Consider the following 24,757-nt stretch of genomic DNA (forward strand, 5'->3'; position numbering starts at 1 on the left):
AAAATGGCGCAAGGCCAAGGACAATAGCCACCTGCCGACAGGAGTCCTGAATGCGCCGTCTGTTTTCCCTGCTTCTGCTGATGATCTGCACCTTGCCTGTCTGGGCAGACAGCCTCGATCAACTGTACAAGGCCGCCGGCTGGCCCGACCAGCGCGCCCATTTTTCCGATGCCGTGAGCGCCGCCCAGCAGCGCTACCGCAACAGCCTGCCGCCTGCGGTTTATCAGGCGCTGGTCAACAACAGCAACCAGCGCTTCCAGGCCCAGGCAATGGACAACCGTGCCTTGGCCAAACTGCGCAGCACGCTGCCCAACCCGGCGCCGGCACTGGCCTTCTTCCAGTCGCCGCTGGGGCGCAAGATCGTCGCCGCCGAGCTGCTGGCCACGCGCAAGGACCAGTTGGCCAAGAATGCCAAGGGGCTGCCGAAGATCCAGGCCAGCGACAACCGCATGCTGGTTATCGGCCACCTGGCCCAAGCACTGCCAGCCCGCGAAGCCGGTGCCGAAGTCAGCCTGGCGATTGCCGGGGTGGCTGCCGACAGCCTGAGTTCGATGATCCCCGGCCTGTTCGGCGCCAGCCAGGCCCAGGGCCTTCTCGACGGTCAGCGCCAGCGGCTGATGGGGCAGATCGGCGAAGACCTGAACAACACCTTGTTGTATGTGTACCGCGATCTGTCCGATGACGAACTGGAAGCGTTCGCCACCTTCGCCGAGTCGCCAGACGGCAAGGCCTACTACCAGGCCGCCGTGGCCGCCGTGCGTGCCGGGCTGGCGGTGGGCCAGAACAGCGCCGACCTCAAGTGATCAGCCCAGGCGCTGCTTGATGAAATCGAAATAGCGCCGGCGAATGTCCGGCCGCTCGTTGGCCAGGTGATGGCGGGCTTCAGGCAACATCAGGATCTGCGGCTCGCTGAACTTGGCCTTGAGCACTTCAAGGTTATACGGCCAATCCACCGTACCATCTGCCTCCCCCTGCACGATCAGCGGCCGCCGCGCACAATGCGGCGCCGCCTCGATACGCTTGACCCAGGCGATCAAGGCGCCGACCCAGGCCGTGGGCAGCCGCCGCGGTTGCAGCGGGTCGGCTTCGAGGAAAGGCAGGAACGTCGGGTCGTTGGTGTTCTCGCTGAAACGCCGCTCGATGCCATTGACGAAGTGGCGCAAGACCCGATAACTGAACTTCGACCAGTGCCAGGAGCGTGGCCTTACCAGCGGCGCCAGCAAGATAACCTCGCCATTGATCGGGCTGCGCTCGCCCTGGTGCAGCAGGTGATCCACGGCAATGGCGCCGCCGGTACTCTGCCCGCAAAGATGCCAAGGGTGGGGTAATTCAAGGCCTCGCGCCTGTTCGAACAAGGCGTCCAGCACCTGCTGGTACACCGCGAAATCACTGATGCTGGCGCGCTCGCCACTGGACAGGCCGTGGCCTGGCAGGTCGCAGCTGATTACCGCATGGCCGAGCTTCAGCGCCCATTCGATCACGTGCCGATAGAGGCCCATGTGGTCGTAATAGCCGTGCAGCAGGAACAGCGTCGCTACCGGCTTTTCGGGCAGCCAGACTTGCCCGACCAGCTCGAAGCCCGCCACCTGGAAACCACCCAGCCAGCTCTGCGCCGGCAGGTTCAAGCCATAGAAGCGCTGATAGTCCTGCGCCTGCTTGGACAACGGCTGACGCTTGGCCAACGGCGCAAGGCTGGCACGCAAGGTATCGGGGTGAAAGGCAGCAGGCATCAGGTACATCCACGGCGGAGCGAGTATTGATCTGCGATATTCAGCTCTGGCTGGCGTCGTGGCAAGCTTGCTCGCCACCGATCAACACCACCGACCGCCTGTAGGAGCGGCCTTGTGTCGCGAAAGGGGTGCGAAGCGCCCCCAGGATTTCATCAACACATCGATATTGCCGGGTCCGCCGTGCGGACCTTTCGCGACACAAGGCCGCTCCTACAAGGGACCGCGAAAAACTCATGAAAACTCGATTCATCAAACAGATGTGCATCGCAATCGCCTTGGTAATTGGCGTCGCCGTGCTCTGGCAGGCCTACGCCACCTTCCAGTCCCGCTACCTGCGCCCGTTCGACAACCAGACCACGCTGTTCGACGGCAGCCAGCTGCGCCTGCCTGCCGAGCTCGCCGGCCCCGGGCCGATCCGCGTAGTGCATTTCTGGGACCCGGCCTGCCCGTGCAACGTCGGCAACCAGCAGCACCTTGGCGACCTGATTGCCCAGTTCGCCGACCAGGGTGTGTCGTTCCACGTTGTGCAAAAGCCCGGCAGCCACGGCCAGTTGCCCGCCAACCTCGCCAGCCTGCAAACCATCGCCAACCTGCCCGGCAGCGAACACCTGCCCGCCTCCCCTGCCGTGGCCATCTGGGACCGCCAGGGCAACCTTGCCTACTTCGGCCCCTACAGCGAAGGCGCGGTGTGCAATGCCAGCAACAGCTTCATCGAGCCGATCCTCACAGCACTGTTGGCCGGGCGCAAGGTCACCGCCTCGAATACGCTGGCCGTGGGCTGCTACTGCCCCTGGTCCGGCTGACGCACCCGCGCCGGGTTACCCACGACGGTCGCCCCTGCTGGCACATCACGGGTCACCACACTGCCGGCACCCACGATGGCGTTGTCACCAATGGTCACCCCGGGCAGGACGATCGCCGCACCGCCGATCCACACATTGTTGCCGATGGTCACCGGGCGCCCGCTTTCCAGCCCACTGCGGCGGACCTCGGGGTCAAGCGGATGGTCAGCCGCGTAGATCTGCACGTTGGGGCCGATCTGGCAGTCATCGCCGATGCGCACCGGCACTACATCGAGGATCACGCAGTTGAAGTTCATGAACGTGTTGCGCCCGATGCTGATGTTGTAGCCGTAGTCACAATAGAACGGCGGGCGAATCACCGCGCCCTCGCCGACATGGCCGAAGTGCTCGGCCAGCAGGCCGTTGCGCGCTTCGTTGAGCAACTCGACGCTGTTGTTGTAACGGTGCATCCAGTGCTTGCTGGCGATCTGTTCGGCCTGCAGCTCGGGGCAGCTGGCGTGATAGAGCTGACCGGCCAGCATTTTCTGTTTTTCGCTGTGGGACATGGAAACTCCTTTCAGGGGGCTATGCTCTGTTCGCGAATCCGTCGATGATCGGACCACAGTTTCCGCTCGAATGCACAAGGAGTCCCGATGAAGCGCAGCCTGACCCTGTTGGCCGTGGCCGTTGTTGCCGTGGCCGCTGGCGCCAGTTACTGGTATGTGCACGGCAAGCTGCCACAGCGCGAGGGCGAGGTGGCCATTGCCGGGCTGCAGGCGCCGGTCAGCGTGCGCTACGACGCCCGTGGCGTGCCCCACCTGCAAGCCCAGAACGAAGCGGACCTGTACCGTGCCCTGGGCTACGTGCATGCCCAGGACCGGTTGTTCCAGATGGAGATCATGCGCCGCCTGGCCCGTGGCGAACTGGCCGAAATACTGGGCGAAAAGCTGCTGCCCACCGATACCCTGTTCCGCAGCCTGCGCATCCGTGAACAAGCCGCGTTGATGGCCCAGCGCCAGGACCACCAATCGCCCGCCTGGCAAGCCTTGCAGGCCTACCTTGAGGGCGTCAACGCCTGGCAGGCCAGCCACCCCAAACCGATGGAGTTCGACCTGATCGGCATCACGCCACGGCCGTTCACTGCCGAAGATACCCTGAGCATCGCTGGCTACCTGGCTTACAGTTTCGCTGCGGCCTTTCGCACCGAACCTGCGCTGACCTACATCCGCGACCAGCTTGGCCCGCAATACCTGAACATCTTCGACCTCGGCTGGCAACCGCAGGGTGCCCTCGGCACGCCGCTGGCCGCTGCCGACTGGCAAAGCCTCGAAACCGTGGCCCGTGCCAGCCACGAAGCCCTGATCGACGCCGGCATCCCGCAGTTCGAGGGCAGCAATGCCTGGGCCGTTTCCGGCAGCCGCACCCGCAGCGGCAAACCCTTGCTGGCCGGTGACCCGCACATCAGTTTTGCCGTACCTGCCGTCTGGTACGAGGCCGAGCTGTCAGCACCCGGCTTCAACCTGTATGGCTACTTCCAGGCGCTGAACCCGTTCGCGATGCTGGGGCACAACCGTGATTTCGGCTGGAGCCTGACCATGTTCCAGAACGATGACGTCGACCTGATCGCAGAACAGACCAACCCTGCCAACGCCGACCAGGTGATGATCGACGGTAAGTGGCAGACGCTGGAAAAAACCGAGCAGCAGATTGCGGTCAAAGGCGAGCAACCGGTCACCATCACCCTGCGCCGCTCAACCCACGGGCCAATCGTCAACGAAGTTCTCGGCACCACAGCCGGGCCACGGCCGATTGCCATGTGGTGGGCGTTCCTCGAAACCGAGAACCCGATCCTCGAAGGGTTCTATCAACTCAACCGCGCCGACACCCTGGGCAAGATGCGCGAAGCCACTGCCAAGGTGCAGGCGCCGGGGCTGAATTTCGTCTGGGCCAACGCCCGTGGCGATATTGGCTGGTGGGCCGCGGCGAAACTGCCGATTCGCCCCGACGGGGTAAACCCGGCGTTCATCCTCGACGGCGCCAGCCGCCAGGCCGACAAACCCGGTTTCTACCCCTTCAGCGTCAACCCGCAGCAGGAGAACCCGGCCAGCGGCTATATCGTCTCGGCCAACTACCAGCCACCGGCCGTCGTGCCGATACCCGGCTACTACAACCTCGCCGACCGCGGCCGCCAGCTTGATCGCCAGCTGGCCAACCCGGAGGTGAAATGGGACACGCATAACAGCCAGGCGCTGCAGCTCGATACGGCCAGCGATTACGGCCCGCGTACCTTGGCGCCCCTGCTGGCGACCTTGCGCCAGATCGCCCAAGGTGACGAGGAAAAGGAGTTGGTCGAACAGCTGGCTGCCTGGCGCGGCGACTCTCCACTGGATTCCACCAGCGCCACGTTGTTCAACCAGTTCCTCTACGAGCTGGCGTTCGCGGCCCTGCATGACGAGTTGGGCGATACCTGGTTCCCGATACTGATCAGCACCCGCGCCATCGACGCCGCCCTGCCACGCCTGGCAGCGGATGCCGATTCGCCCTGGTGGAATACCCGCGGTGGCAACCAGCGTACCGACCGTACCGCCGTCGTGCGCACAGCTTGGCAGAAAAGCCTGAAACACCTGCGCGACACCATCGGCAGCGACCCAGCCAGCTGGCAGTGGGGCAAGGCCCATACCTTGACCCACAACCACCCACTTGGGGTTAAGAAGCCGCTGAACCTGTTGTTCAACGTTGGGCCATTCGCCGCGCCCGGTACCCATGAAGTGCCGAACAATCTTTCGGCGAAGATCGGCCCGGCGCCATGGCCGGTGACCTATGGGCCATCAACCCGGCGCCTGATCGACTTTGCCGATGCCGGGCAGGCACTGACCAGCAACCCGGTCGGGCAGAGTGGCGTGCCGTTCGACCAGCATTTTTCGGATCAGGCCGAGGGGTATGTCGAAGGTGAGTACCAGCGCGCACAGATGGGAGTGATTCCGGCGCAGAGCAGTTTGAGATTGGTGCCTGGCGGATGAGCACTATGGCTGCTGTGCAGCCCCACAACTCCGAATACTCAACAACGCCCTCAACCGAGACCCTTTCAATGCAAAAACACTTCATCGAAATCGACGGCGCACGCATGAGCTACGTCGACCAGGGCCATGGCTTTCCGGTACTGCTCGGTCACAGCTACCTGTGGTCGGCGGACATGTGGCAGCCACAGATCGCTGCCCTGTCACAGCACTGGCGTGTCATCGTCCCTGAGCTCTGGGGCCATGGCGACTCCGATGCCCCACCAGCCACCACCACCGACATGAGCGCCCTGGCCCGTCAGCACCTGGCGCTGCTGGATGCGCTGGACATCCGCCAGTGCCACTTGGTCGGCCTGTCGGTCGGCGGCATGTGGGGTGCGCAACTGGCCATCGAGCACCCCGAGCGGGTCGACCGCCTGGTTTTGATGGACACCTACCTCGGCGCCGAGCCAGAAGCGACCCGGCAGAAGTACTTCGCCCTGCTGGACGCAGCAAGCGCTGCAGGTTACTTCAGCGATGCGCTACTGGATATCATTGTGCCGATCTTCTTCCATGCCGGTGGGCAGACGGTGCCCGAGGTGCGCGACCAGTTTCGCGCCGACCTCAAGGCGAGCACCGCCGAAACCATTCGGCAAAGCCTGGACCCGATGGGGCGAGTAATTTTTGGCAGGCCGGATCTGTTGCCGCAGTTATGCGCGATTGCCGGTGAGCGGGCCATCGTGATCTGTGGTGATCAGGACATTCCGCGGCCGCCTGAAGAGTCCAACGAAATGGCGCGGATCATTGGCTGCCTGGCCGCGCAGATTCCGTTTGCGGGGCATATCTCCAGTCTGGAGAACCCCAAGGTGGTCAATGAGTTCTTGTTGAACTGGCTACCTGGCAAGGCTTGAGATTGCTGGGGCTGCTTTGCAGCCCTTTTGCGACACGAGGCCGCGCCTACAGGGCTTTGCGCTACCTGTAGGAGCGGCTTGTGTCGTGATGGGCCGCGCAGCGGCCCCATTTACGCAGTCAACCCTGCCACTTGCCGCCTTCGACGATCACGCTCTCCGGTTTGGTGTCATCGCTCAGTTCCTTGCGCACATACTGGTCATATAGCTTCAGCAGAAACTTCTCCTCCCCCAGTTTGGCCAGCTCGGCATTCACCCAGTCACGCAGTTCGGTATTGCCCTTCTTCACGGCCGGTGCGATCGGCGCTTCCTCTCCCAGCAACTGCGGCAACACGCGGTACCCTGGGTTCTGCTTGGCCCAGCTGAACAGGATCAGGTTGTCCTGGGCATAGGCATCGCCACGGCCATTGGCCAGCGCTTGCAACGACTCGCTGTTCTTCTCGAACTTGAGCAATTTCCAGTCCGGGTGGTTCTTGGTCAGCCAGATGTCGGCCGTGGTACCGGTGGTGACAATGGTGGTCTTGTCTGCAAGGTCATCAAGCGCCTGCACCGGGCTGCCGTCGGCAACGATGGCCTGCACGGCCACGCGCAAGTTGGGGTTGGTGAAGTCCACCGCTTCCTTGCGCTCCGGGGTCACGGTCATGTTGGCGAGGATCAGGTCGACCTTGTCGCTTTGCAGGAACGGAATACGGCTGGCCGGCTCGACGGCGACGAACTCCACCTTGTTCTCGTCGCCCAGCAGGTCCTTGGCCAAGCGCCGACCAATATCGGTGTCGAAGCCGACATAACGGCCGCTGGCGTCGACGAAACCGAACGGCGGCTTGTCGCTGAACACGCCAACGATGAGCTTGTCGCGAGCCTTGATGGTTTCCAGGTAGCTGGTGGCCGGCGAGGCAGCCGCTGGCTTGGGCGGCTCCTCGGCCTTGTTGCAGCCGGCCAGCAGGGCCACGCCGAACAAGGGCGCCAGCAGTTTGGTAAGCGGGGCAGTTTTCATGACAGTTCCTTTTGTGTTGTCTTCGGCAGGCTTTCGACAAAGGAGAATTTGTCCAGGAACTGCTGCGCGCGTGCGGTCCGCGGTTGGCTGAAGAAGCTCTCGGGGTCGCTCTGTTCAAGGATCCTGCCGGCCTCCATGAACACGATACGGTCGGCCACCGCGCGAGCGAAGGCCATTTCGTGGGTAACGATGAGCAAGGTCATGCCGTCGCGGGCCAGGCCTTGGATCACTTGCAGCACCTCCTTGACCATTTCCGGGTCCAGTGCTGCGGTCACCTCGTCGAACAGCATCACCTGCGGGTTCATGCACAGCGAGCGGACGATGGCGATGCGCTGCTGCTGGCCACCGGACAACTGCCGCGGGTAGGCGTCGCGCTTGTCCAGCAGGCCAACCCGCGCCAGCAGCGCTTCGGCCTGTGCCTGGGCTTCGGCCCGTTCGCGCTTCTGCACCTTGAGCGGGCCGAGCAGCAGGTTGTCCATCACGCTCATATGGCCGAACAGGTGATAGCTCTGGAACACCATGCCCACCCGCTGGCGCACCCGGCGCCAGTCGGTATCGGCGCTTAGCAGCTCTTCGCCCGCCAGGCGCAGGTGCCCGCTGTGCGCCTCTTCCAGGCCATTGAGGCAACGCAGCAAGGTGCTCTTGCCGCAGCCACTTGGGCCAAGGATCACCACCACCTCGCCGGTACAGACCTTGAGGTCGACGTTATCCAGCACCTGATGTGCGCCGAAGTACTTGTTGAAACCCTGGAATTCGATCAATGCGGTCATGAGTGAGCCCAGCGGCGCTCCAGCACGCGCGAGGCGGCGGACAGCGGATAGCAGACGATGAAGAAGAACAGGAACAGCACGGCGTAGATCAGCAGCGACTCGTAAGTGCGCTCGATGATCTGTTGGCCGGCCTTGATCACTTCGACCACGCCGATCAGCACCGCCAGCGAACTGGTCTTGATGATCCGCGTGTAGACATTGATGGTCGGTGGCGTCATGCGCTTGAGCGCCTGGGGCAATAACACGTAGCCGTACAGCTGGCCGGCGGACAGGCCAATCGACAGCCCCGCCTCACGTTGCCCGCGTGGCAACGATTGCAGTGCTCCACGCACCACCTCGCCCACTTCGCTGGCCCCCCAAAGGCCCAGCACCAGCACCGCGCACCAGAAGCTGGGAATGCTCAGGGCAAAGACGATCGGCAAACCGAAAAAAACCAGGTACAGCCAGACCAGCACCGGGATCGCGCGAAACAACTCCAGGTACACCTGCAGGGCGATGTTCAGCAACCGGTTGCCAAGCGTCGCCAGCGTGCCGTAAAGCACGCCACCGAGCGTTGCGAAGACAATCCCCAGCGCCGAGATGGCCAGTGTCTGCACCGCGCCCTTGGCCAGCAGCGGCAATGACGTCAGCAGCAGCTCAGTGACCGAACTGGCCATGTTGCAGCCTCCTTTCCAGGTAGCGCAGCAGCAGCGACAGCGGCAGGAACAGCAGCACACACAGCAGCGTCAGCACCGCGAGCATCTCGTAGGTCTTGTAGTACAAGGCGATGTAGTTCTTGGTGGTGTAGAGGATTTCAGGCACCGCCACGGCCGAGACCACGGTGGTTTCCTTGAGCAGGAAGACGAAGTTGGCGAACAGTGCCGGCAGGCTGAGGATGCCGGCCTGGGGCAGGATCACATGGCGCAGCAACTGGCCTTCCGACAGCCCGATGGAACGCCCCGACTCCAGCTGCGCACGCGGCACGGCCTCGACACCGGCGCGCAGCACCTCGGTGAGGTAGGCACCGCCCATGAAGGTCATGGTGATGATTGCCGCAGCAAAACCGGAAATCTTCAGGCCCACGCTGGGCAAGGCGAAATAGACGAAGAACAGCTGGATCAGCAGGGGGGTGTTGCGCGCCAGCTCCACATAACCTTTGACCAGGTGCCGCAGGTAAGGCGTGCGCAGCACCAGGATAGTGGCATTGAGCAGCGCCACCAGTAGCGAGGTGGCGATGGCGAACAGGCCAACCTGCAAGGTCACGCCGACAGCCTTGAAGAATGCTGGCAATGTGCTGAGAATGAATGCGATGTCGAAGGTCATGGATGTTGCCTCGACACCCGGTTTGCAGAGTGCGACATGGGAAAGTCTGAACGATGCGCCAAGCGCGGTGAGTAGACTCTAAAGGTATAAAAAACTTTTTATAAATACCTTTATTGCATATTGATATCACTGACCGGGCTATCGAAACTTTCCTCCAACAAACCTCTCAAACAGCTTCAGCCCGTGACTTGCAAGGCCATCACCCACAAGGACGATAATGATGAATAGCCCCTGCTCACCTGATTCGAACGAACAACTGCTGTGGCTGCTGGCGCTGCGCCGGGCCTTGGGTGGGGCTGGGTCCGCGTGAGCCCGTACCCGCGAAGTGGCCAGTGAGGCCAGCTCACCCTTCCCCGCCAGCCACAAACAAAAACGCCGACGCAAAAGCGTCGGCGTTTTCACATCACAACAAACGCATCAGAACGCAGGCAGTACCGCACCCTGGTACTTCTTGGCGATGAATTCCTTCACCTCAGGGCTGGTCAGCGCCTTGGCCAGTTTCTGGATGGCCTCGCTGTTCTTGTTGTCCGGGCGGGCTACCAGGAAATTCACGTACGGCGAGTCGCTGCCCTCGATCACCAGCGCATCCTTGGCCGGGTTCAGGCCGGCTTCCAAAGCGTAGTTGGTGTTGATCATGTCCAGGTCGACCTGGTCCAGAACGCGCGGCAGCATGGCCGACTCAAGCTCGCGGAACTTCAGCTTCTTCGGGTTCTCGGCGATGTCTTTCGGAGTCGCCAGGGCGTTCTTCGGGTCTTTCAGTGTGATCAGGCCAGCCTTCTGCAGCAGCAGCAGGGCGCGACCGCTGTTGCTGCCCTCGTTAGGAATGGCAACGCTGGCGCCTTCTTTCAGCTCGCTCAGGCTTTTGACCTTCTTCGAGTAGCCACCGAACGGCTCGACGTGAACGCCTACCACCGTTTCCAGGTGGGTACCCTTGCCTTCGTTGAAGTTCTGCAGGTACGGCAGGGTCTGGAAGTAGTTGGCGTCGAGGCGCTTCTGGTCAACCTGCACGTTCGGCTGCACGTAGTCGGTGAAGACCTTGATCTGCAGGTCCACACCTTCCTTGGCCAGGGTTGGCTTGATCAGTTCAAGGATTTCGGCGTGCGGCACCGGGGTCGCGGCAACGACCAGTTTCTCGGCGGCAGATGCCAGGCCAGCGAACGACAGGGCAGCGGCCAGGGCAGTGGTCAGCAGGGTCTTCTTCATGGTGTTCCTTGTTCTGGATCTGGGCCATCGCGGATGGCGAAGTCGGGTGCCCAACCGTTTCACCGGCGGGCGTGAGGCGGACGATACCGAGATTTTTTATTCCGTAACAATATCTTTTAATTAGCTGCTTATTCCAAAAACAAACTGCCATCATCCAGTTTGCTTATTAGCTCGTCTAGCCCGCGGGGTTCGGCAGGTCGAGGTCTTGTGGCAGCAGCTCGTCCGTATCGTTTACCAGCAGGGCGAAGTGGATCACGTTCTCCAGTTCACGGGTGTTGCCCGGCCAGGCATGCGCTTCCAGCACTTGCTGCGCGGCCTCGCTGATCAACGCCAGCGGGCGCTGCAAGCGCACGCTGTAGATGCCCACGAAATACTCGGCCAAAGGCAGAATATCGCCTGGCCGCTCGCGCAACGGCGGCAGTTCCAGCGCGCCCTCGCGCAGGTACTGGTAAAGGCGCTCGTTGAAGCGCCCGGCCTTCACCACCCGCGCCAGATCAATGCTGGTCGCAGCCACCAGGCGCACATCCACCGGCTGCGGTTGCTGCGCACCGACACGGGTAACCTCGCGGTTTTCCAGGGCCGCCAGCAGTTTGCCCTGGATCGCCAACGGCAAGTCGGCGATCTCGTCCAGGTACAAGGTGCCGCCATTGGCCGAACCGAACCAGCCCGCGCGGCTGCTGGCAGTGCCGCCCTGGCTGCCGGCGCTGTAACCGAACAGTTCGGCATCGGCATAGGTAGGGCTGATGGCGGCACAGTTGACCGAGACGAACAGGCCGGGGCGGTCGCTGGCCCGGTGGATCTGCCGTGCCAACAGTTCCTTGCCGGTACCGGTCTCGCCGCGAATCAGCACCGGCACCGGTTGCGGCGCCAGCTGCTCCAGGGCCTGGCGCAGCTGCTGCGAGCGCGGGTCGATGAACACCAGCGCCTTGGCACGGATACTCAGGGGGCTCTTGTCCAGTTCAGGGAAGGTCAGCAGCGGCTGGCCGAACGGGTTTTGAAAAGTCATGACAAACTCCCGCCCCAGGCCATGGGTGGCCGGGCGTCAGGCAAACGGTGAACGGTCGGGGTCGATCAGGCGCGGCGCAATGCGCGCTGCTCGACCCGGCTTTGCAGGCGATACAGGTAGGCGAAGCCTTGTTCCCAACGCTCATGGCCGGACTTGACGTTGATGTGCCCGGCATTGCTCAGAAGGCCCGCCTCGGCACCCCAGGCCTGGGCCAGGTACAAGGCACGCGGCACGCTCACTGCCGGGTCGTTGTCGGAGCTGACCACCTGGCTGGGGAACGGCAGCGCCTGCAGCGGGATCGGCGCAAAGTTGCGCAGGGCCGGCGCGCAGGTGGGCCGCTCGACATCCGCCGGGGCCACCAGCAATGCGCCGCGCACCCGGTGCAGCAGGGCCGGGCTGGCCTGTGCGGCCCAGTGGGCGACGGTGACGCAGCCCAGGCTGTGAGCAATCAGAATCACCGGCGAGCCTTCGGCAGCAATCGCCTGCTCCAACGCCTGCACCCAGTCGCCGCGCTTTGGGGTGAGCCAGTCATGCTGCTCGACCCGGGCGCTGTTGGGCAGCGTGCGCTGCCAGTGACTCTGCCAATGGTTGTCTGGCGATCCTTGCCAGCCCGGCACAATCAGGTAACGAATCGACTCATTGCGCATGGGGACGCCTCCAGTAAGTTTGCGTGCTTGGAGACCAGTATAAGGAGGGAGTTATATCCGTAAAGGAATAAGAAGCTATTTATTAATAACCAAAATATCAAGCCAAAATTTTCTGCTGCCCGTGAAATCGAGTGCCGCCCGCGCGGCGCATCGCGGATAAATCCGCTCCTACATTTGTTTCGGGCCAGTGAGTTCTGCGCCAGCGCACGCGCATCTATGGTGTACGGCTCGATATCGAAGGGGACACACCAGGAGTGCGTACCATTGCACTGGCGTGATTGGCATGAAACAGATGTAGGAGCGGATTTATCCGCGATGCGCCGCGCGGGCGGCGCTCGATCTAATAGGCGCTGAAGCCGTTACGGCGAAAAAAAAGGGCCAACCCCTGCCAAGAGATATGGCCCCAACGCACTTGCGAGAGTCACTTGCCTGAAGAAGGTTGAAGATTACCGTGCAGTTATTACCGCCAGTTTGCTGATGCCCGCACGCTCGATCGCCGCCATGGCCCGCGCCACTTCGCCATAATTCACGCCATCGTCGGCCTGCAGCTGCACACGCACGTCGGCATCCTTGTCCTTGGCTGCCTTGAGGTTGGTTTCCAGCTGCTCCGGCTGGATCTCGTCCTTGTTGATGAACAGCTTGCCGCCACCGTCGATGCTCACCACCAGCGGGTCTTTCTGTTCCACCGGCGCCACGGCTTCGGTCTTGGGCAGGTTGATCGGGATGGCGTTGGTCAGCAGCGGTGCGGTGACGATGAACACCACCAGCAGCACCAGCATGACGTCCACCAACGGCGTGACGTTGATTTCACTGAGGACTTCGTCGCTGTCCTGGGTCGAAAAGGCCATATCAGGACGCCTCCTTCACCGGCTGGGTGAAGCCGGCCTGGGCCTTGTGCACGGCAGGGTGCACCAGCACGCGGAAGGCACTCTTCTGCGCCAGGCTGTAGAAATCGTGGGCGAAGTCATCCAGGTCGGCCGCCGTCAGCTTGAGGCGGCGCAGGAAGTAGTTGTAGACCAGCACCGCCGGCACCGCGACGGCGATACCCACGCCGGTGGCGACCAGCGCGGCACCAATCGGGCCGGCGACGGTTTCCAGGCTGGCGGAGCCGGCCGCACTGATGCCCTTGAGCGCTTCCATGATGCCCCACACGGTACCGAACAGGCCGATGAAGGGCGAAGTGCTGCCGATACTGGCGACCACCGCCAGCCCGGTTTCCAGCGAACGGCGTTCACGCACGATTTGCTGGCGCAGGGCACGTTCGAGGCGGTCCTGGTGGTTGATGGCGTGGCTCAGGTCGCTGGCCTGGCTATCCCCGACAGCGATGGCGGCGTAGCCAGACTGGGCAACGCGGGCAGCCGGGCCAGGCAGCTCGTGGCTGAGCTCGGCGGCCGAGTCCAGGCTTGAGGCCGCCCAGAACTGCTGGTGGAAGCGCTTGTCCTGATGCTTGAGCCGCACGAACTGCGCGACCTTGACCAGGGCCAAGCCCCAGGTTGCAACGGAAAAACCGACCAGCAGCCAGATGACTGCGCTTTCAACGGATTCGAGGGGGGATGCCAGCAGGCTCATGATGGTGTCTTCCTGTGTTCTGCGAAAAAGTTAGCGAAGCTTGAAATCGATCGGCACGCTGACCCAGCCGGCCTGGGCTACGTCGCCCTGCTTGGCGGGGACGAAGCTCCAACGCTTGACTGCGGCCAGCGCAGCGGCGTCCAGGGCGTCGCGGCCGCTGCTCTTCTGGACCTGGATCTGCCCCGGCTTGCCGCTGGGCAGCACCTCGACGCGCAGCAGCACGGTACCTTCCCAGCCACGGCGCTGAGCCATCTGCGGGTACTCCGGCGCCGGGTTCTTCAGGTACGCGGCGTTGGCCGATGGCGGCGTGACCGGCGCCGGCGCGGGTGGCGCGGGCGGTGCAGGGGCAGCGACCGGCGCAGGTGGTGGCGCCTCGACCGGCTTGGGCTGCGGCTTGGGTGGTTGCTTGGCGACCGGTTTGGGCGCGGGCTTTGGCTTCGGCTTGGGCTTGGCGGCCAACTCGTCGATCACCGGGGGCGGGGGCTCGACCACCGGCGGGGCCGGGGCTGGCGGTGGCGGTTGCACCACCGGCGGCGCGGGCGCGGCAAATTCGATGGTCATGGGCGGAATCTGTGGTGGCACCACGGGCAGCGCAGGCGTGGGGGCCTGGCTTACCCAGTAGGCGGCGGCACCGTGCAGGGCCAGTACCAGCAGGCCCAGCGCCAGCTTGTCGCGGCGCTTGAGGCCACTGACCGGCGTGCGTTGCAGGCGCAGCTGGCCCAGTGGCAGGCGAAGTGTCCGTCCAAGCTCGACCAGGTCACCCGGTGCCGGGCGCCATGGCTGGTCGTAGGCCCTGACGGCCGACTGGACATTACCCATTGATCAAACTCCTGGGGTTCTTGATTCAGGTGTGTGGCTGAATCATCGGGGGCAGGGGCTTAGCGCTGAAAGTAATGTTTAAAATTAAAGTTAGATCATTTTTGAATATCTATTTTGCAAGGCTGGCTCTAGCCCGCGGGTTTCGCGGGGTGCGCTTTCAAGGTGTCAGGGTGATGCTTTGCGGGCATATGAAATATTCGCGTAAGGCATCAGATTGTCGCGAGGGCTTGGCCCTCGTTGCGCGGCACAAGGCCGTTCCTACACGGGATCGCGCACGCTTGCAGGCAATAAAAAACCCGGAACTGTGTCCGGGTTTTCATCGATCAGGATGGCTTAGATATCCGCCACCTTCTGCCAGACCTTCGGCCGGAAGAACAGCGTCTCCCCACGCACCAGCCCGGTCAGGCTGTCGTGATCCTTGACCACCTCGGCCTCGATCAAGTCGCTCTGCCCTTCCACCTTCAAGGTCACCCGCGTGGTCGCGCCCAGCGGGCGGATATCGCGTACCTCGGCCGCATGGTGCCCTTCGGTCTCATGACGCGACAGAGACACCTCATGCGGGCGGAACAGCACGTGCTGCCCCTCGCTCAAGGCCAGGCGGTTGGAGTCGCCGAGGAAGTGGTAGACGAAATCGTTGGCCGGCTGCTCGTACACCTCGCCTGGCGAGCCGATCTGCTCGATCACGCCCTTGTTCATCACCACGATGCGGTCGGCCACTTCCATGGCTTCTTCCTGGTCGTGGGTAACGAACACCGAGGTCAGGTTGATGTCTTCGTGCAGCCGCGCCAGCCAGCGGCGCAGCTCCTTGCGCACTTTGGCGTCGAGCGCACCGAACGGCTCATCGAGCAGCAGCACCTTGGGCTCAACCGCCAGGGCGCGGGCCAGGGCGATACGCTGACGCTGGCCACCGGACAGTTGCTCGGGGTAGCGGTCGGACAGCCAGTCCAGCTGCACCATGTTCAGCAGTTCGTGGACCTTTTCGGCGATCTTGCTCTCGCTCGGGCGCTCACCCTTGGGCTTCATGCGCAGGCCGAAGGCGACGTTGTCGAACACGCTCATGTGGCGGAACAACGCATAGTGCTGAAACACGAAGCCGACGTTGCGATCGCGCACGTCGTGGCCGGACACGTCCTCGCCATGGAACACGATGTTGCCCTGGTCCGGGGTTTCCAGGCCGGCAATGATGCGCAACAGGGTGGTCTTGCCGCAACCGGACGGGCCAAGCAGGGCCACCAGCTCGCCGCTGTTGATGTCCAGGTTGATAGCGTTCAGGGCCTGGAAGCTGTTGAAGCGCTTGCTGACATTACGAACTTCGATCGACATGAATCATTCCTCCGCGGCGCTGTGGCGCAGGCGGTTAATACGGTTCTCGCTCCACTGCTTGAGCAGCAGGATGAAGAGCGCCAGGATCAGCAACAGGCTGGCCACGCTGAAGGCCGCGACGTGGTTGTACTCGTTGTAGAGGATCTCTACGTGCAGCGGCAAGGTGTTGGTCACGCCACGGATATGGCCCGACACCACCGACACTGCGCCAAACTCGCCCATGGCCCGCGCGGTGCACAGCACCACGCCATAGATCAGGCCCCACTTGATGTTCGGCAAGGTCACGTGCCAGAACATCTGCCAGCCATTGGCGCCGAGCAGGCGCGCGGCCTCCTCTTCCTGCGTGCCCTGCTCCTGCATCAGCGGGATCAGCTCACGGGCGACAAACGGCACGGTGACGAAGATGGTCGCCAGGACGATGCCCGGCAAGGCGAACACGATCTGGATGTCGTGGTCCTGCAGCCATGGGCCGAACAGGCCTTGCGCGCCGAACATCAGCACGTAGACCAGGCCGGCGATGACCGGCGACACCGAAAACGGCAGGTCGATCAGGGTCACCAGGATGCTCTTGCCACGGAAGCTGTACTTGCTCACGCACCAGGCGGCGCTGACGCCGAACACCAGGTTCAGTGGCACCGAGATGACCACGGCGAGCAAGGTCAGCTTCAGCGCCGACAAGGCATCAGGCTCGAAGATCGCCTCGAAGAAGGTGCCAAAGCCGTTCTTCAGCGCCTGCGATACCACGATCACCAGCGGCAGCAGCAGGAACAGCGCGAACACCAGCCAGCCAAGGCCGATCAGGATGCGCCGCGAAGTGGCGCTGCCACGCCGGGCGGCATTGGCGGCGGCGCTTGCACTCAGGGTTGAACTGGACATGCGGCCTCCTTCAAGGGGTTTCGATGCGGCGCTGCAGCAGGTTGATCAGCAGCAGCAGGATGAAGGAAACCACCAGCATCAAGACGCCGATGGCGGTCGCGCCGGTGTAGTCGTACTGGTCGAGCTTGACCATGATCAGCAACGGCAGGATCTCGGTCTTCATCGGCATGTTGCCGGCAATGAAGATCACCGAACCGTACTCGCCAACGCCACGGGCGAAGGCCAGGGCAAAGCCGGTGAGCCAGGCGGGCAGCAGCGCTGGGGCGAGGATGTAGCGGAACACCTGCAAAGGCTTCGCGCCCAGGCAGGCAGCCGCTTCTTCGACTTCACGCGGGATGTCCGCCAGCACCGGCTGAACTGTGCGCACCACGAACGGCAGGGTGACGAAGGTCAGCGCCAGGGTGATGCCCAGCGGTGTGTAGGCGATCTTGAAGCCTAGGTCGGTGGCGAACTGGCCAACCCAGCCCGCAGGCGCATACAGGGCGGTCAGGGCAATACCGGCAACGGCGGTGGGCAGGGCGAACGGCAGGTCGATCATCGCGTCGATGATCTTGCGCCCGGGGAAGGTGTAACGCACCAGTACCCAGGCCAGCAGAGTGCCGATCACACCGTTGATGATGGCGGCGAACAGGGCAGTGCCGAAGCTCAGCTTGAGCGCGGCGATCACCCGCGGCGCACTGATGACGTTCCAGAACTGCTCGAAGGTCAGCTGCGAGGCATGGATGAACATGGCCGCCAGCGGTATCAGCACGATCAGGCTGAGATACACCAAGGTGTAACCCAGCGTCAGCCCGAAGCCGGGTATGACGGGGGAAATACGACGTGACATAAATATCCCTGGTTGAACGCACGAAGCCCCGGGTATGCCGGGGCGGTACAGGACTCTCAATCTTGGGGCTGCCTTGCAGCCCTTTCGCGACACAAGGCCGCTTCTACAGACGATCGCGTATCCCTTGTAGAAGCGGCCCCGCTTTTCCTTGGCCCTTACTGTGCCTGATAGATCTGGTCGAACACACCGCCATCATTGAAGAATTTCGGTTGTGCAGTTTTCCAGCCACCGAAGTCCTTGTCGATGGTCACCAGGTCCAGTTTCGGGAACTGCTTGCCGAATTCGGCAGCAACCTTCTCGTCACGCGGGCGGTAGAAGTTCTCGGCGGCGATCTTCTGGCCAGCCGGGCTGTACAGGTGCTTGAGGTATTCCTCGGCAATCGCTTCGTTGCCCTTCTTCTCGGCGTTCTTGTCGACCACCGCCACTGGCGGCTCGGCAAGGATCGACAGCGACGGCACGACGATGTCGAACTTGTCGGCGCCACCGTCTTCCTTCAGTGCCAGGAAGGCTTCGTTTTCCCAGGCCAGCAGCACGTCGCCCTGGCCGTTGTTGACGAAGGTGATGGTCGAGCCACGGGCACCGGTATCCAGCACTGGCACGTGCTTGAACAGCTCCTGCACGTAGGCCTTGGCCTTGTCTTCGCTGCCGCCGGTTTTCAGGCCGTAGGCCCAGGCTGCCAGGAAGTTCCAGCGGGCGCCGCCGGAGGTTTTCGGGTTGGGAGTGATGACCGACACGTCCTTCTTGATCAGGTCGCCCCAGTCCTTGATGCCTTTCGGGTTGCCCTTGCGCACCAGGAACACGATGGTCGAGGTGTAAGGCGTGCTGGCGTTGGGCAGGCGGGTCTGCCAGTTTTCCGGCAGGGTCTTGCCGAGCTTGGCGATTTCGTCGATGTCACCGGCCAGGGCCAGGGTCACCACGTCGGCGCGCAGGCCATCGATCACTGCACGGCCCTGCTTGCCCGAGCCACCATGGGATTGCTGGATCTTGACCTTGTCGCCCGGGTGAGCCTGCTGCCAGTGCTTGATGAATTCAGCGTTGTACTGCTGATACAACTCACGGGTCGGGTCGTAGGACACGTTCAGCAGTTCGTAGTCCTTGGCAATGGCGGAACCGGCAAAAACAGCACTGGCCAGCGCGGCGAGCGCATAACGGCGGATGGACATGGTGAAGCTCCCGATTGGCATTTTTCTCGTTTTGAAGGGTGTGGCGCGAATCAGCCGGCCTTGTTGCCAGGCTGTTGCAGGCGGAACTTCTCCTTGCGTTCGATCTGCACGACCTGGGCGTTGTGCACGGTGATTTCCACCGCACCGAAACGCAGGTCGCGCAGGGCGCTCTGGATCTCACGCAGAATGGTGGCTTCGTCCTGACCGTCGATGCTACGCAGCGATGCACTCATGCTCGTTCTCCTTGGAGTGAGGGTGCCGGGCTGAGGTATGAAGGGGTTTGCGCCTGGCTTGAGGGCAATAGTAGTGAGGCGGAGTTATTCTTAAAAATACTGTTTAAGAATGTTTATATAACCAAAATAAAATCCTCAACCTGAAGACAACAAAAGGCCCTGTGGGAGCGGGTTTACCCGTGAATGCGGCGGTAGTTCCACCATCGCATTCGCGGGTAAACCCGCTCCCACAGGGCTTGGTGCAGGGTTTCAGGATTCTTTCTGTGGCTCGCGGATCTTGTACCAGGCCACATACAGCGCCGGCAGGAACAGCAGCGTCAGCAGGGTCGCGACAATGATCCCGCCGATCATGGCGTAGGCCATCGGCCCCCAGAACACTTCGCGGGCAATCGGGATCATGCCCAGGCTGGCTGCCGCCGCGGTCAGCAGGATCGGCCGGCGCCGGTGGTTGGTGGCCTCCACCACCGCATCCCACGGCGACAAGCCCTGGGCCGTGAACTCGTCGATCTGGGTCACCAGGATCACCGAGTTACGAATGATGATGCCCGCCAGCGCAAGGATGCCGAGAATCGCCACAAAGCCCATTGGCGTACCCGTCGGCACCAGCGCGAGCACCACACCGATCAGCCCCAACGGCGCCACGCTGACCACCAGCAACAGCTTCTGCACGCTGTGCAGCTGAATCATCAGGAAGGTCGCCATCAGGAACAACATCAGCGGAATCACCTTGCGGATCGGCCCTTGGGCCTTGGCGCTCTCCTCCACGGTACCGCCAGTGGCCACTTCGAAGCCCACGGGCAGCTTGCTGGCGAACGCGTCGATCTTCGGCTTCAGCTGGGCCACCAGGTCGGTAGGCTGAATATCACCGTTGACCGAGGCCTTGATGGTAATGGTCGGCTTGCGGTCGCGGCGCCATACCAGTGGCTGTTCCAGCTCGTAACGCACAGTGGCGAACGACAGCAGCGGGATCGAGGTGCCGTTGGGGGTGAGAATCTGCAGGTTCTGCAGGGTATCGGGCGAACCGCGCTCGCTGTCCTCGGCGCGGGCGACCACGTCGACCAGGTAGATATTGTCGTTGACCTGAGTGATTTCCACGCCGCTGACAATGCTGTTCATCACGTTGGCCACGTCTTCCGACGACAACCCCAGCTGGCGTGCCTTGTCCTGGGCGATTTCCACGCGCAGCACCTTACCGGGTTCGTTCCAGTCGTAGATCATCTCGCCGATGTGCTCGTTCTGGTCGAGCAAGGTGGCCAGGTCGATGGCGTGCTTGCGCACCTCGTCGATGTTGGCACCGCTGACCCGGTACTGGATCGGCCGGCCCACCGGCGGGCCCATCTCCAGCGATTGCACGTTGGTGCCGATGCCGACGAACTCTTCGTGCAGGATCTTCTGCAGGCGCTGCATCATGCCATTGCGCGCTTCGAAGCCCTTGCTGACGATCACCAGCTGCGCGTAGTACGGGTTCTGCAACTGCTGGTCGAGGGGCAGATAGAAGCGAATGGCGCCCTGGCCGATGTAAGTGCTCCAGTGCACCAGGTCCGGATCATCCTTGATCCGAGCTTCGAAGCGGTCGACCACCTTGCGGGTTTCCTCGATCGAGGCGTTCTGCGGCAGGTTGAGGTCGACGAGGATTTCCGGGCGGTCCGATGAAGGGAAGAACTGGTTCTGCACAAAGCGCTCGCAGAAAATCGCCAGGGCGAACAACAGCACGGTGCCGATGATGGTCAGCCAGCGGTTGCGCATGCACCATAGCAGGCCATGCTCGAAGGCCCGGCCGACGCGCCCCGGCTCGGCCTCATGGGCCTTGAGCTTGGAGCTGCTGAGAATATGCACGCCCAGCACCGGGGCGAAGAACACCGCCACTACCCACGACACCATCAGCGCGACCGCAATCACTGCGAACAGCGTGTAGGTGTATTCACCAGCAGAGCTGGCGTTGAGGCCGATGGGCACGAAGCCGGCAACCGTGACCAATGTACCGGTGAGCATGGGGAACGCCGTCGAGGTATAGGCGAACGTGGCCGCCTGCTCCTTGCTCTCGCCCATTTCCAGGCGTGTGACCATCACCTCGACCGTGATCATCGCGTCATCCACCAGCAGGCCAAGGGCGATGATCAGCGCCCCCAGCGAAATCCGCTGCATGGTGATGCCGCTGTATTCCATGAACACGAATACCATCGCCAGCACCAGTGGTATCGAGCAGGCCACCACCAGGCCGGCGCGCACACCAAGGCTGACGAAGCTCACCGCCAGCACGATCACCACCGCTTCGAACAGCGCGCTGGTGAAGCCGCCGACCGCCTGCTTGACCACCACGGCCTGGTCCGAAACGGTGTGCACGCCGACGCCGATCGGCAGGTCTTCGATCACCCGGTCCATGCGCTTTTTCAGCGCCGCGCCAAAGACCTGCATGTTGCCACCGGCCTTCATGCCGATGGCCAGGCCAATGGCGGTCTGGCCGTTGTAGCGGAACATCGGTGATGGCGGGTCGACGTAGCCGCGCTGGATATCGGCGATGTCGGCCAGGCGGAAGAAGCGGTCGTTGATCTTCAGGTTGACGGTCTTCAGGTCCTTTTCCGAAGCGAACTGCCCGGTGGTGCGCACCGAAATGCGTTCAGGTCCGGCCTCGATCACACCGGCCGGGGTCACCGCGTTCTGCGATTGCAGGGCCTGCATGACCTGGCGCTGGTCGATGCCCAGAGCGGCCAGTTTGCGGGTCGAGAAGTTCAGGTACAGCACCTCGTCCTGGGTGCCGATCAGTTCGATCTTGCCGATGTTGGGCACATCGCGCACCTCGGCACGCGCCTGTTCCACGTAGTCACGCAGCTGGCGCAGGGTGAGGCCGTCGGCGGTGAAGGCGTAGACCGAGCCGAACACGTCGCCGAATTCATCGTTGAAACCAGGCCCTTGGATGCCTGCGGGGAACTCGCCGCGGATGTCCTGGATCTTCTTGCGCACCTGATACCAGATTTCCGGGATGTCCTTGGCCTTGGTGGTGTCGCGCAGGTACACATACACCGTGGACTCGCCCGGGCGGGTGTAGCTCTTGGTGTAGTCGAGGGAATCGAGTTCCTCGAGCTTCTTCTCGATGCGGTCGGTGACCTGGTAAAGCGTTTCGTCCTGGGTCGCGCCAGGCCAGCGGGTCTGGATCACCATGGTCTTGATGGTGAACGAGGGGTCCTCCTCACGGCCAAGGTTGAAGTACGAAAAAATGCCCATCAGCAGGCCGACGAACATCAGGTACCAGACGAACGATTGATGCTTGAGCGCCCATTCGGACAGGTTGAAGCTTCCTTTCATTGCGCATCCTCGTCGAAGGTGACCTTCTGGCCAGGCTTGAGGCTGTTCACGCCCGCAGTCACCACGCGCTCGCCAGGCTGCACGCCCGAGGCCAGGACAATGCTGTCGGCAGTACGGTCGATCAGGGTGACGTCACGGGTGCCCACAGTCTTCTGCTGGGTGTCGATCACCCAGACCTGCGTCTTGCCGTCACGCTCGAGCAGGGCACTCAAAGGCAGCTCGCTGCGCGGGGACACTTCCGAGCTCAGGGTCACACTGATCGCAGTGCCCAGGTGGAAAGCTGCCGGCGTGCTTGCCAGGGTCAGGCGGGCGCGGCGGGTGCGGGTGGCAGCGTCGGCCTGGGGCTCCAGTTCGCGCAGGCTGGCGGTGGTGTTGATGGTCGGGTCGAGTTGCAAGGCGACGGTGAAGGTCAGGTCTTTGTTCAACTGCTCGGCCAGGCCGATGGGCAGGTCGATCACCGCTTCCTTCACGTCTGGCCGAGCCAGGGTGACCACGGCTTGGCCTGCAGTAACGGTTTGCCCGGCTTCGGCCTGCCAGGCGGTGATAACCGCAGCGTGGTCAGTGCGCAAGGTGCTGTAGTCGAGCTGGTCACGGGCCTGGCTGAGCGCGGAGCGCGCCTGCTCCAGCGCCGCACTGGTGGTTTTCAGGTTGGTCTGGGCGATATCCAGCTGGGCCTGGGCGCCCACACCACGGTCATACAGCTGTTGCTGGCGACGGGCATCGGCCTGGGCGTTGATCCACTGTGCCTGCACCTTGGCCAGGTCGCCTTCGGCGGCGCGCAACTGGTTCTGCTGGTCGGTGGGGTCGAGCGTGGCCAGGGTATCGCCCGGCTTGACCTGGGCGCCCACATCCAGCCAACGCCGAGCTATGCGCCCGCCAACCCGGAAGCCCAAGGTACTTTCGAAGCGCGCCTCGATAAGCCCGGCAAAGCGCCCCAGCTGCGACTGCACCTGTGGCTCGACCTTGACCGACAACACTGGCCGGATCGGCTCGGGGGCTTCTTCCTCGCTACCGCAGGCGGCCAGCAGCATGCCGGCCGACAGCATCAGCAGCAGGCGCTTCATAGCTCACCCCCTTGGGCCTTGGCTTCGATCTTCTGTACCTGCATGCCCGGGTGCAGCAGTTGCCCACCATTGACCACCACGGTCTCGCCAGCCTTCAGGCCGCTGGCGACCACGATCTTGCCGGTCAGGTAGCGGCTGACTTCGACCTTGCGCAATTCGACCTTGTCGCCCTCGCCCACCACCCAGACAGCAGGTTCATGCAACGCCTTGGTCAATGCCGACCACGGCAACTCGATGCTCGGCCGCCCCACCGCATTGGTGCTTGCAGTGACCGGCGCGCCCAGCTGCATGCCTGGCGGCACGTCCTTCAGCGCTACCTTGACCTGCACCGTGCCGCTTTGCGCCGACACGGTGGGGGTAATTTCGCGGACAAAGCCGTGAGCCTGGACCTTGGGGTCGTCCAGCAGGCTGACGATGACACCGACATCGCTCGGCGGCGCCACCAACAGCGATTCGTAGACGTTGAACACGGCATCGCGGTCGCCGTCACGGGCAAGGCTGAAAATCGGCATGGTCGCCTGAACCACTTGGCCGACTTCGGCCTGACGCTGGGTGATCACACCATCGGCTTCGGACACCAGCGCGGTGTAGCTGAGTTGTTCGTTGGCATTGGCCAATTGCGCCTGGGCGGCCTTGAGCGCGCTCTGGTTGCTGCGCAGCGCGGCTTCGGCGGAATCGTATTCGCTCTGGCTGGTGTAGCCCTTGGGCAGCAGTTTCTGCTGGCGCACGAAGGCGGCGCTGGTCTGGGTGACCCGCGCCTGCGCGGCGAACACCTCGGCCTTGGCCGAGTCGACATTGTTCTGCAGGTCTTTCGGGTCTAGCCGCGCCAGCACCTGGTTGGCCTTGACGTGGTCACCGACGTCGACGCTGCGGGAAATGATCTTGCCGCCCACGCGGAACGACAGGTCGGTCTGCACCCGCGCCTGCACGTCGCCGGTTAGGGTGACCCTGGCAGCGAAATCGGTGGGCTGGACCTGCTGCACACCTACACGTGGCAGTGTCTCGGGTACCTCTTCCTTGCTACAGCCGGTGAGCATGTACAGCAGCCCCAGGCAAATGACCGACAGGGGACGCATCAACGTCATGCAGGCTCCTTGCTTGCGCGCAAATGATTCGTGGGATGCGACTGTCAGCGTAGTTCAGGGTTCGATAAACATCACTGGTAAGGAACAACCGGGCATTCAGCGGCGCTGTGCGGGCCTCTTCGCGGGTGAACCCGCTCCCACAGGCTAAGCGCCCG

The 24,757-nt window shown here is 62.9% G+C and carries 24 protein-coding genes; 4 read left to right on the forward strand and 20 right to left on the reverse strand.

Annotation, left to right across the window (positions count from 1 at the left end):
* Window positions 1-50 precede the first annotated feature (50 nt).
* Window positions 51-803, forward strand: coding sequence for a DUF2059 domain-containing protein (locus tag APH27_RS20040; protein WP_027920921.1), 753 nt, complete (start codon window positions 51-53; stop codon window positions 801-803).
* Here APH27_RS20040 and APH27_RS20045 read toward each other — a convergent pair whose 3' ends face one another.
* On the reverse strand, window positions 804-1,730 hold the full coding sequence (locus tag APH27_RS20045) for an alpha/beta hydrolase (protein ID WP_060485719.1): 927 nt from the start codon (window positions 1,728-1,730) through the stop codon (window positions 804-806). It lies immediately after the preceding gene.
* Between the two features lie 257 nt (window positions 1,731-1,987).
* Between APH27_RS20045 and APH27_RS20050 the strand changes: the two genes are divergently transcribed.
* Window positions 1,988-2,533: a DUF6436 domain-containing protein gene (locus APH27_RS20050; protein WP_371260282.1), complete on the forward strand. Its 546-nt coding sequence runs from the start codon at window positions 1,988-1,990 to the stop codon at window positions 2,531-2,533.
* Here the strand turns inward: APH27_RS20050 and APH27_RS20055 are convergent.
* The gene (locus APH27_RS20055) at window positions 2,512-3,078 is read right to left on the reverse strand and encodes a sugar O-acetyltransferase (RefSeq protein WP_027920918.1); all 567 of its coding nucleotides are present in this window, start codon (window positions 3,076-3,078) and stop codon (window positions 2,512-2,514) included. The two genes, APH27_RS20050 and APH27_RS20055, sit on opposite strands and share 22 nt — an antisense overlap.
* A gap of 87 nt (window positions 3,079-3,165) precedes the next feature.
* Here APH27_RS20055 and APH27_RS20060 point away from each other — a divergent pair, with 87 nt between their 5' ends.
* Together APH27_RS20060 and APH27_RS20065 are read left to right on the forward strand one after the other, a co-directional pair.
* Entirely contained in the window at window positions 3,166-5,532 is a 2,367-nt protein-coding gene (locus tag APH27_RS20060) for a penicillin acylase family protein (protein ID WP_060485720.1), read from the forward strand.
* Between the two features lie 68 nt (window positions 5,533-5,600).
* Window positions 5,601-6,419 carry an alpha/beta fold hydrolase gene (locus tag APH27_RS20065; RefSeq protein ID WP_027920916.1) on the forward strand — a complete coding sequence of 273 codons (819 nt, stop codon included), beginning with the start codon at window positions 5,601-5,603 and terminating at the stop codon, window positions 6,417-6,419.
* A 118-nt stretch (window positions 6,420-6,537) separates the two neighbouring features.
* Here APH27_RS20065 and APH27_RS20070 read toward each other — a convergent pair whose 3' ends face one another.
* From APH27_RS20070 to APH27_RS20155, 18 genes are all read right to left on the reverse strand, one after another.
* Window positions 6,538-7,410: a transporter substrate-binding domain-containing protein gene (locus tag APH27_RS20070; RefSeq protein ID WP_027920915.1), complete on the reverse strand. Its 873-nt coding sequence runs from the start codon at window positions 7,408-7,410 to the stop codon at window positions 6,538-6,540.
* The gene (locus tag APH27_RS20075; RefSeq protein ID WP_060485721.1) at window positions 7,407-8,180 is read right to left on the reverse strand and encodes an amino acid ABC transporter ATP-binding protein; all 774 of its coding nucleotides are present in this window, start codon (window positions 8,178-8,180) and stop codon (window positions 7,407-7,409) included. The genes APH27_RS20070 and APH27_RS20075 overlap by 4 nt, the downstream gene beginning before the upstream one ends.
* Window positions 8,177-8,836 carry an amino acid ABC transporter permease gene (locus tag APH27_RS20080; RefSeq protein ID WP_060485722.1) on the reverse strand — a complete coding sequence of 220 codons (660 nt, stop codon included), beginning with the start codon at window positions 8,834-8,836 and terminating at the stop codon, window positions 8,177-8,179. Before APH27_RS20080 ends, APH27_RS20075 begins: the two co-directional genes overlap by 4 nt.
* Window positions 8,817-9,482, reverse strand: a complete 666-nt coding sequence (locus APH27_RS20085; RefSeq protein WP_027920912.1) for an amino acid ABC transporter permease — start codon at window positions 9,480-9,482, stop codon at window positions 8,817-8,819. Before APH27_RS20085 ends, APH27_RS20080 begins: the two co-directional genes overlap by 20 nt.
* 417 nt (window positions 9,483-9,899) lie before the next feature.
* Complete coding sequence (locus APH27_RS20090) at window positions 9,900-10,685, reverse strand: MetQ/NlpA family ABC transporter substrate-binding protein (protein WP_027920911.1); 786 nt, start codon at window positions 10,683-10,685, stop codon at window positions 9,900-9,902.
* 175 nt (window positions 10,686-10,860) lie between these two features.
* A complete protein-coding gene (locus APH27_RS20095) occupies window positions 10,861-11,691 on the reverse strand; it encodes a sigma 54-interacting transcriptional regulator (protein WP_060485723.1) in 831 nt (276 codons plus the stop codon).
* A 65-nt stretch (window positions 11,692-11,756) separates the two neighbouring features.
* Window positions 11,757-12,338 (reverse strand): alpha/beta hydrolase, encoded by a 582-nt coding sequence (locus APH27_RS20100; protein ID WP_060485724.1) that lies wholly within the window; start codon window positions 12,336-12,338, stop codon window positions 11,757-11,759.
* Between the two features lie 446 nt (window positions 12,339-12,784).
* Window positions 12,785-13,186, reverse strand: a complete 402-nt coding sequence (locus APH27_RS20105; protein ID WP_027920908.1) for a biopolymer transporter ExbD — start codon at window positions 13,184-13,186, stop codon at window positions 12,785-12,787.
* A 1-nt stretch (window position 13,187) separates the two neighbouring features.
* Window positions 13,188-13,907 carry a MotA/TolQ/ExbB proton channel family protein gene (locus APH27_RS20110; RefSeq protein ID WP_027920907.1) on the reverse strand — a complete coding sequence of 240 codons (720 nt, stop codon included), beginning with the start codon at window positions 13,905-13,907 and terminating at the stop codon, window positions 13,188-13,190.
* 30 nt (window positions 13,908-13,937) lie between these two features.
* Complete coding sequence (locus APH27_RS20115; RefSeq protein ID WP_060485725.1) at window positions 13,938-14,726, reverse strand: energy transducer TonB; 789 nt, start codon at window positions 14,724-14,726, stop codon at window positions 13,938-13,940.
* Window positions 14,727-15,059: 333 nt separating this feature from the next.
* A complete protein-coding gene (locus tag APH27_RS20120; protein WP_060485726.1) occupies window positions 15,060-16,049 on the reverse strand; it encodes a sulfate/molybdate ABC transporter ATP-binding protein in 990 nt (329 codons plus the stop codon).
* Between the two features lie 3 nt (window positions 16,050-16,052).
* Window positions 16,053-16,925: a sulfate ABC transporter permease subunit CysW gene (gene cysW, locus APH27_RS20125; protein WP_027920904.1), complete on the reverse strand. Its 873-nt coding sequence runs from the start codon at window positions 16,923-16,925 to the stop codon at window positions 16,053-16,055.
* Between the two features lie 10 nt (window positions 16,926-16,935).
* Complete coding sequence (gene cysT, locus APH27_RS20130; protein ID WP_027920903.1) at window positions 16,936-17,754, reverse strand: sulfate ABC transporter permease subunit CysT; 819 nt, start codon at window positions 17,752-17,754, stop codon at window positions 16,936-16,938.
* A 155-nt stretch (window positions 17,755-17,909) separates the two neighbouring features.
* On the reverse strand, window positions 17,910-18,917 hold the full coding sequence (locus tag APH27_RS20135) for a sulfate ABC transporter substrate-binding protein (protein ID WP_027920902.1): 1,008 nt from the start codon (window positions 18,915-18,917) through the stop codon (window positions 17,910-17,912).
* 50 nt (window positions 18,918-18,967) lie between these two features.
* Window positions 18,968-19,150, reverse strand: coding sequence for a sulfur starvation response protein OscA (gene oscA, locus APH27_RS20140; RefSeq protein WP_016712582.1), 183 nt, complete (start codon window positions 19,148-19,150; stop codon window positions 18,968-18,970).
* Between the two features lie 249 nt (window positions 19,151-19,399).
* Window positions 19,400-22,453 carry an efflux RND transporter permease subunit gene (locus tag APH27_RS20145; RefSeq protein ID WP_060485727.1) on the reverse strand — a complete coding sequence of 1,018 codons (3,054 nt, stop codon included), beginning with the start codon at window positions 22,451-22,453 and terminating at the stop codon, window positions 19,400-19,402.
* A complete protein-coding gene (locus APH27_RS20150) occupies window positions 22,450-23,517 on the reverse strand; it encodes an efflux RND transporter periplasmic adaptor subunit (protein WP_027920900.1) in 1,068 nt (355 codons plus the stop codon). The genes APH27_RS20145 and APH27_RS20150 overlap by 4 nt, the downstream gene beginning before the upstream one ends.
* Window positions 23,514-24,602, reverse strand: a complete 1,089-nt coding sequence (locus tag APH27_RS20155; protein WP_027920899.1) for an efflux RND transporter periplasmic adaptor subunit — start codon at window positions 24,600-24,602, stop codon at window positions 23,514-23,516. The genes APH27_RS20150 and APH27_RS20155 overlap by 4 nt, the downstream gene beginning before the upstream one ends.
* Window positions 24,603-24,757 lie beyond the last annotated feature (155 nt).

Source organism: Pseudomonas sp. NBRC 111123 (assembly GCF_001320205.1).
Taxonomy (GTDB): domain Bacteria; phylum Pseudomonadota; class Gammaproteobacteria; order Pseudomonadales; family Pseudomonadaceae; genus Aquipseudomonas; species Aquipseudomonas putida_J.

Coding starts and splice junctions, on each gene's coding strand:
- APH27_RS20110 (WP_027920907.1), bottom strand. CDS start 13,907: ATGAGCCTGCTGGCATCCCCCCTCGAATCCGTTGAAAGCGCAGTCATC.
- APH27_RS20115 (WP_060485725.1), bottom strand. CDS start 14,726: ATGGGTAATGTCCAGTCGGCCGTCAGGGCCTACGACCAGCCATGGCGC.
- APH27_RS20135 (WP_027920902.1), bottom strand. CDS start 18,917: ATGTCCATCCGCCGTTATGCGCTCGCCGCGCTGGCCAGTGCTGTTTTT.
- APH27_RS20065 (WP_027920916.1), top strand. CDS start 5,601: ATGCAAAAACACTTCATCGAAATCGACGGCGCACGCATGAGCTACGTC.
- APH27_RS20085 (WP_027920912.1), bottom strand. CDS start 9,482: ATGACCTTCGACATCGCATTCATTCTCAGCACATTGCCAGCATTCTTC.
- APH27_RS20155 (WP_027920899.1), bottom strand. CDS start 24,602: ATGACGTTGATGCGTCCCCTGTCGGTCATTTGCCTGGGGCTGCTGTAC.
- APH27_RS20100 (WP_060485724.1), bottom strand. CDS start 12,338: ATGCGCAATGAGTCGATTCGTTACCTGATTGTGCCGGGCTGGCAAGGA.
- cysW (WP_027920904.1), bottom strand. CDS start 16,925: ATGTCCAGTTCAACCCTGAGTGCAAGCGCCGCCGCCAATGCCGCCCGG.
- APH27_RS20070 (WP_027920915.1), bottom strand. CDS start 7,410: ATGAAAACTGCCCCGCTTACCAAACTGCTGGCGCCCTTGTTCGGCGTG.
- APH27_RS20055 (WP_027920918.1), bottom strand. CDS start 3,078: ATGTCCCACAGCGAAAAACAGAAAATGCTGGCCGGTCAGCTCTATCAC.
- APH27_RS20105 (WP_027920908.1), bottom strand. CDS start 13,186: ATGGCCTTTTCGACCCAGGACAGCGACGAAGTCCTCAGTGAAATCAAC.
- APH27_RS20060 (WP_060485720.1), top strand. CDS start 3,166: ATGAAGCGCAGCCTGACCCTGTTGGCCGTGGCCGTTGTTGCCGTGGCC.
- oscA (WP_016712582.1), bottom strand. CDS start 19,150: ATGAGTGCATCGCTGCGTAGCATCGACGGTCAGGACGAAGCCACCATT.
- cysT (WP_027920903.1), bottom strand. CDS start 17,754: ATGTCACGTCGTATTTCCCCCGTCATACCCGGCTTCGGGCTGACGCTG.
- APH27_RS20080 (WP_060485722.1), bottom strand. CDS start 8,836: ATGGCCAGTTCGGTCACTGAGCTGCTGCTGACGTCATTGCCGCTGCTG.
- APH27_RS20040 (WP_027920921.1), top strand. CDS start 51: ATGCGCCGTCTGTTTTCCCTGCTTCTGCTGATGATCTGCACCTTGCCT.
- APH27_RS20145 (WP_060485727.1), bottom strand. CDS start 22,453: ATGAAAGGAAGCTTCAACCTGTCCGAATGGGCGCTCAAGCATCAATCG.
- APH27_RS20045 (WP_060485719.1), bottom strand. CDS start 1,730: ATGCCTGCTGCCTTTCACCCCGATACCTTGCGTGCCAGCCTTGCGCCG.
- APH27_RS20095 (WP_060485723.1), bottom strand. CDS start 11,691: ATGACTTTTCAAAACCCGTTCGGCCAGCCGCTGCTGACCTTCCCTGAA.
- APH27_RS20150 (WP_027920900.1), bottom strand. CDS start 23,517: ATGAAGCGCCTGCTGCTGATGCTGTCGGCCGGCATGCTGCTGGCCGCC.
- APH27_RS20120 (WP_060485726.1), bottom strand. CDS start 16,049: ATGTCGATCGAAGTTCGTAATGTCAGCAAGCGCTTCAACAGCTTCCAG.
- APH27_RS20075 (WP_060485721.1), bottom strand. CDS start 8,180: ATGACCGCATTGATCGAATTCCAGGGTTTCAACAAGTACTTCGGCGCA.
- APH27_RS20090 (WP_027920911.1), bottom strand. CDS start 10,685: ATGAAGAAGACCCTGCTGACCACTGCCCTGGCCGCTGCCCTGTCGTTC.
- APH27_RS20050 (WP_371260282.1), top strand. CDS start 1,988: ATGTGCATCGCAATCGCCTTGGTAATTGGCGTCGCCGTGCTCTGGCAG.